Annotated in this window: 5 protein-coding genes; 2 read left to right on the forward strand and 3 right to left on the reverse strand. The window is 46.4% G+C overall.

Annotation, left to right across the window (positions count from 1 at the left end; genetic code table 11):
• Together BZG79_RS11980 and BZG79_RS11985 are read right to left on the reverse strand one after the other, a co-directional pair.
• Positions 1 to 938 (reverse strand): PAS domain S-box protein (locus tag BZG79_RS11980; RefSeq protein WP_199877781.1); only part of this gene is annotated, 938 nt, incomplete at its 3' end.
• A gap of 158 nt (positions 939 to 1,096) precedes the next feature.
• Positions 1,097 to 1,897 carry a M48 family metallopeptidase gene (locus BZG79_RS11985; RefSeq protein WP_077670027.1) on the reverse strand — a complete coding sequence of 267 codons (801 nt, stop codon included), beginning with the start codon at positions 1,895 to 1,897 and terminating at the stop codon, positions 1,097 to 1,099.
• Positions 1,898 to 2,532: 635 nt separating this feature from the next.
• On the opposite strand from BZG79_RS11985, the gene BZG79_RS12000 reads away from it, so the two are divergent.
• Complete coding sequence (locus tag BZG79_RS12000) at positions 2,533 to 3,747, forward strand: RNA-guided endonuclease TnpB family protein (protein ID WP_077661311.1); 1,215 nt, start codon at positions 2,533 to 2,535, stop codon at positions 3,745 to 3,747.
• 141 nt (positions 3,748 to 3,888) lie between these two features.
• Entirely contained in the window at positions 3,889 to 4,320 is a 432-nt protein-coding gene (locus BZG79_RS12005) for a hotdog fold thioesterase (RefSeq protein ID WP_025744795.1), read from the forward strand.
• Positions 4,321 to 4,383: 63 nt separating this feature from the next.
• Here BZG79_RS12005 and BZG79_RS12010 read toward each other — a convergent pair.
• On the reverse strand, positions 4,384 to 4,649 hold a 266-nt coding region (locus tag BZG79_RS12010; RefSeq protein ID WP_199877782.1), incomplete at its 5' end, for a DUF2797 domain-containing protein.

Genomic DNA, 4,649 nt, shown 5'->3' on the forward strand with positions numbered 1-4,649 from the left:
ATCCAGACCCAGAAACCCTCTTTATGCAGCATTCTGAACTCACATATCCAGACCCAGAAACCCTCTTTATGCAGCATTCTGAACTCACATTCATAGTTTGGCGTTAAGTCACCAAAGGCTGAATGTATTTTCTCTTGAGCATGGACATAGTCTTCGCTGTGACAGAGTGACTTCCATGTTTCTATCGTGATCGGAGAAAGCGCTTTTTGGCTGTATCCGATGATTTCGGCCCAGCGATCATTCACTACCAGCTGACCACTCGGGACGTGCCACTCCCACGTGCCTACATGTGTACCACGGATAATTTCATCGAGACGACCACGTTCAAGTTGTAACTCATATTCGGTGCGGCGTTTTTTGCGTAACACCAGCCACATTGTGGTCAACACCACACCGAGAAAGATAATAACCAGTGAAATCGCAATCAGTTGGTGGTCTGTGCGTTTTTCAAGCTGTTGAGTTTGTTCATCAACCATGTGCTCTAGACGATTTTGGTAATGCCACAAGGATTCTTGTGTGGCGCGAAATTCACTGATGTCGGTGACGATAGAAAAAAGCACTGGACTGCCGCGATAAGAAACCGGAACCGATGAGACTTTAACGGTACGGGTTGAGCCATCGGCTAACTGGTGACGGAACACAAAATAACGACGTTTTTCTAATGCTGCCAGCTTTCGTTCTTCTGCAACCGATTGAGGGGATAAATCGTTAATCTCTTTGATGTTCATTTGCGCCAGCGTATCACGCGAATACCCATAAAATTCGCTGGCAGCTGTGTTAGCAGCAAGAATATCGCCTTTATCAGGATCGATTAGCATCATGACCAGTGCATGTTTTTCAAACATCTGATCAAATAAATCTGCATGGGGTTGTGACGTTGCTAACGTAAACGGCGCCCATAGCATGCAAATCAAAAAGATGAAAGACTGCTTAATCACACAGAATCACTACCCACTAAAACCTAGGCTAAGCGTAACACAAAGGTTAATGATTTGTGTGACAAGGGTAGGGGTTACTGTGCTTCATCGATTATCAGTCACGATAGATAGTGCCTTTGTGAGTGAATTCACTTTGTTAATACAATGTTTGCATATGATTAGTTTGTACGCGGGCGTTGGCACTGGGCTGTCATACGGTGAGGGACGTTAGGCAAGCGAGACACACCTGACTCGAGTGCTTTTATGCGAGTGTTGGGAGACGGATGCGTCGAGAGCAGTTCGGGTGGCGCGCCATCAGACGCTTTGGCCATATTGCGCCATAGGTCGACACTGGCACTCGGATTGAAACCGGCTTGATGCATCAGCTGTAGGCCAATTTTATCCGATTCTGATTCTTGCGCGCGGTTATAGGGCAGCAAAATACCGACTTGCACGCCAAGTCCTAAACCGGCCATTGCCATGGCGGCATGAGGGCTATCTGATAGAGACATACCGGTAACTGTTAGGCCCAGTGCGGCAAGTTGAGAGCGAGAAAGACGTTCATTACTATGATCGGCTAACACATGACCAATTTCATGACCAATAACCGCTGCTAATTGATCGGGCGTCTCTGCGACATTGAGTAGGCCGGTATAGACGCCTACTTTTCCGCCTGGTAAAGCAAACGCATTCACTTGCTCACTGTCGAACACCACCACTTCCCATTCGGAAAAATTTGATTGAGGCGGAACCACTTTTAAAATCGCTTGAGTCACGCACTGTACGTACGTATTCACGGCTTTGTCCTGACTGATTGGCTGGGATTGCTTCATTTCCTCAAATGAACGCTGGCCTAGGTCAGCCATTTGATTGCCAGAAAAGAGCAAAAGCTGATTCCGGCCTGTGGGTGAATTTGAGCAGGCTGTAAGTGTGAGAATGAAGCAGATAGACAGAATGACTGTGTGGGCCGTGCGTCGCATGATTGTTTCCTGTATCGTTTTACCTAACATGGGCGTGACCGAAGCATGCCGTGAACGGCGCTCAGTTAGTATAGGTGATGTACTGTCTTATCGCCCCGGCGTCTACCCAATAGCGCCTAGTGCTCCATCTAAATCTAATGAGCCAAAGCGAGTTAATTTAGGTGGTGGTGAAAGGCGCACCACCACGAAGTAGTGGCTTTAATCAAACCCTTCCTGCTGTTCCAAATATTGTTTAACGATTTCTAATGGCGCACCTCCGCAACTAACCAGACAATAACTTCTGCTGTAAAAAACTGGCTTCCAGTAAAACTTACCCAAGTGTTCAGAAAACTCCTTTCTCACAAGTCTTGATGTGGCAGTTTTTAAACTGTTCACCATTTTACTTGGTTGTATTTTGGGGTTCGCAGAAATTAAAAGGTGTAGGTGGTCTGGTTCACCGTTGCACTCCAAAAGCTCACAATCCCAAGTTTCCAACAACCTTCTATACTGAAGCTCTAAGTACGCGGTAACCTCTGGCGTAATACAGCGACGACGGCATTTAGTTACAAGAACTAAATGGTAGTGAATGTTATATACGCTGTGATATAGAGTGTTCAAGACTTGTTTTTTCATAACAACTAAATATAATCGGTTGTATGAAAAAAGCAATCCGTAAAGTCACATTCAAATTAAAACCATCTGCTTCTCAAGAAGAATCGCTGATGGATTTGTTTGTACATCATCACCAGTTGTACAACTGGGCTTTACGTGATCGCATCGAAACATACCGTGATTCTAATTACGGACTTAACTTTTCAGAGCAATGCAAAATCAACACACTGTGGCGCAACAATCGCAAAGCGCATGGCATTTTCAATGCCAACGCTCAGAGCGAGCAGGTCACTTTAAAGCGTGTTGCACTGGCTTTTGACGGATTTTTTCGTCGATTGAAGAAAGGTGATAAGAAAGCTGGGTTCCCACGTTTTAAACCGTTCCAGCGCTTTAAAGGTTGGGGCTATAAGGCACATGGTGACGGTTGGAAACTTCACCTAAAAGAGAAAAAACATGGCGCAGTTTATCTGGCTAATGTCGGCATCGTTAAGATCCGAGGCAAAGCCAGAAACGCTGGCGGTAAGCCAAAAACTGCCGAGATCATTCGCAAGAATGATGAGTGGTTTATCTCGGTTTCTATGGAATACGATTCCATTGAAAGACAATGTGGCACTAAAGCCATTGGTTTAGATTGGGGTGTTTCTCACTATTTTTCGACTATCGATCAAGATGGTCATTTTGAGCAAGTCGAGAATGCGCGCTATCTCAGGAATAGCAAAGAGCAACTAGCGTCTTTGCAACGTGATTTGGCTTTGGCTAAAAAAGGAACTCGCGCCCACCGCAAACTAAAGCATCAAATTGCCAAACTGCACCAAAAAATCGCCCGTCAAAGGCTCGATTTTACTCACAAAGAAACTGCAAAATTAGTTGAAGTGGCGGCATTGATCGCCACTGAAAAACTTACCGTTAAGAACATGACTCGCAGTGCCAAAGGCACAGCCGAGAAAAACGGGAAAATGGTAAAACAAAAAGCTGGACTAAATCGGGAAATCCTGAACACAGCGCCAGCCATGACTCTTAATTTGCTGCAATACAAAGCGGCAGAAGCTGGTAGCGAATTTGTTGAAGTACCAACAAAGCAAGTTAAGCCAAGTCAAACCTGTCCAGACTGCGGAGCTAAGAAGAAAAAGACCTTAGCTGAACGGTGGCACTCATGCGAATGTGGCTGTGAGAAGCCCCGTGATGTAGCCAGTGCGCAAGTTAATTTAAACTGGGCGTTAGGTATTCAGGCTGGGAACCAGCCTAAAAAGGCGGCTTAGGCTTTCTTTTTGAAACTCCTTCAAAACGCGCAGCGTTTAGTGGGAGTTGTTCATGGTGCTGCTTTCTTCGTGTTGCGCTAGTCGACGTTGATCATCAGGGCAACTGTTAGCGGTTATTGAATGAATAATAGGTGAGACATGGTGAGCATTTGGAAAAAAGACATGTCGCTCGCGGGGCTAAATGCCTCATCGGCGAATACCTTGGTTGAGCATTTAGGGATTATTTATACGGCGTTTGATGACAACAGCTTAACAGGCACCATGCCGGTTGCCGCGCATACGCATCAACCGCTGGGCATGTTGCACGGCGGTGCGTCGGTGGTGTTGGCTGAAACTTTGGGATCACTCGCCGCTAATATGTGTGTGCCTGAAGGGAAATACTGCGTCGGCCTCGATATTAACGCCAATCATTTACGCGCGATGCGACAAGGCACAGTGACCGGGGTCGCACGCCCGATTCATCTTGGGGCAACCACGCAAGTTTGGAGTATTACCCTCCAAGATGAACGCGGCCGCGATATATGCGTGAGCCGTCTTACGATGGCGGTGCTGACTGATAAAGCACACCGATAAAAGCAGACGCCGTGCAAGTCTGTGGGTAGCCTTGCACGGTTTTAGGGAAATCCCAAGTGTCAGTTACTCGTGCGAAGCCGTGACTTCATAGCTGGTAAATTTACGCACTTTCAATATACCGCTTACGTGAATCAAATATTGGCCCTTTATTCCTTTCAATATACCGCTTACGTGCGGATTTTTATCAAAGTTGTGGGAGCTTATCTTGGTTGGGTGTTCAGTGACAGGGTAACTAAATGTCAGTGCGTCTTGCTCAGCCGGCACAATGGCGTCTTGACCAAATTGTAAACGGATATCAGCAAGATCGGATGCAATGGCCTGGGTGAGCC

It is taken from the genome of Salinivibrio sp. MA427 (genome assembly GCF_001996115.1).
In the GTDB taxonomy this organism is placed as follows: Bacteria; Pseudomonadota; Gammaproteobacteria; order Enterobacterales; family Vibrionaceae; genus Salinivibrio; species Salinivibrio costicola.

Excerpts from the sequence above, each read along its gene's own strand:
- BZG79_RS11985 (WP_077670027.1), bottom strand. The coding sequence starts at position 1,897 with ATGCGACGCACGGCCCACACAGTCATTCTGTCTATCTGCTTCATTCTC.
- BZG79_RS12000 (WP_077661311.1), top strand. The coding sequence starts at position 2,533 with ATGAAAAAAGCAATCCGTAAAGTCACATTCAAATTAAAACCATCTGCT.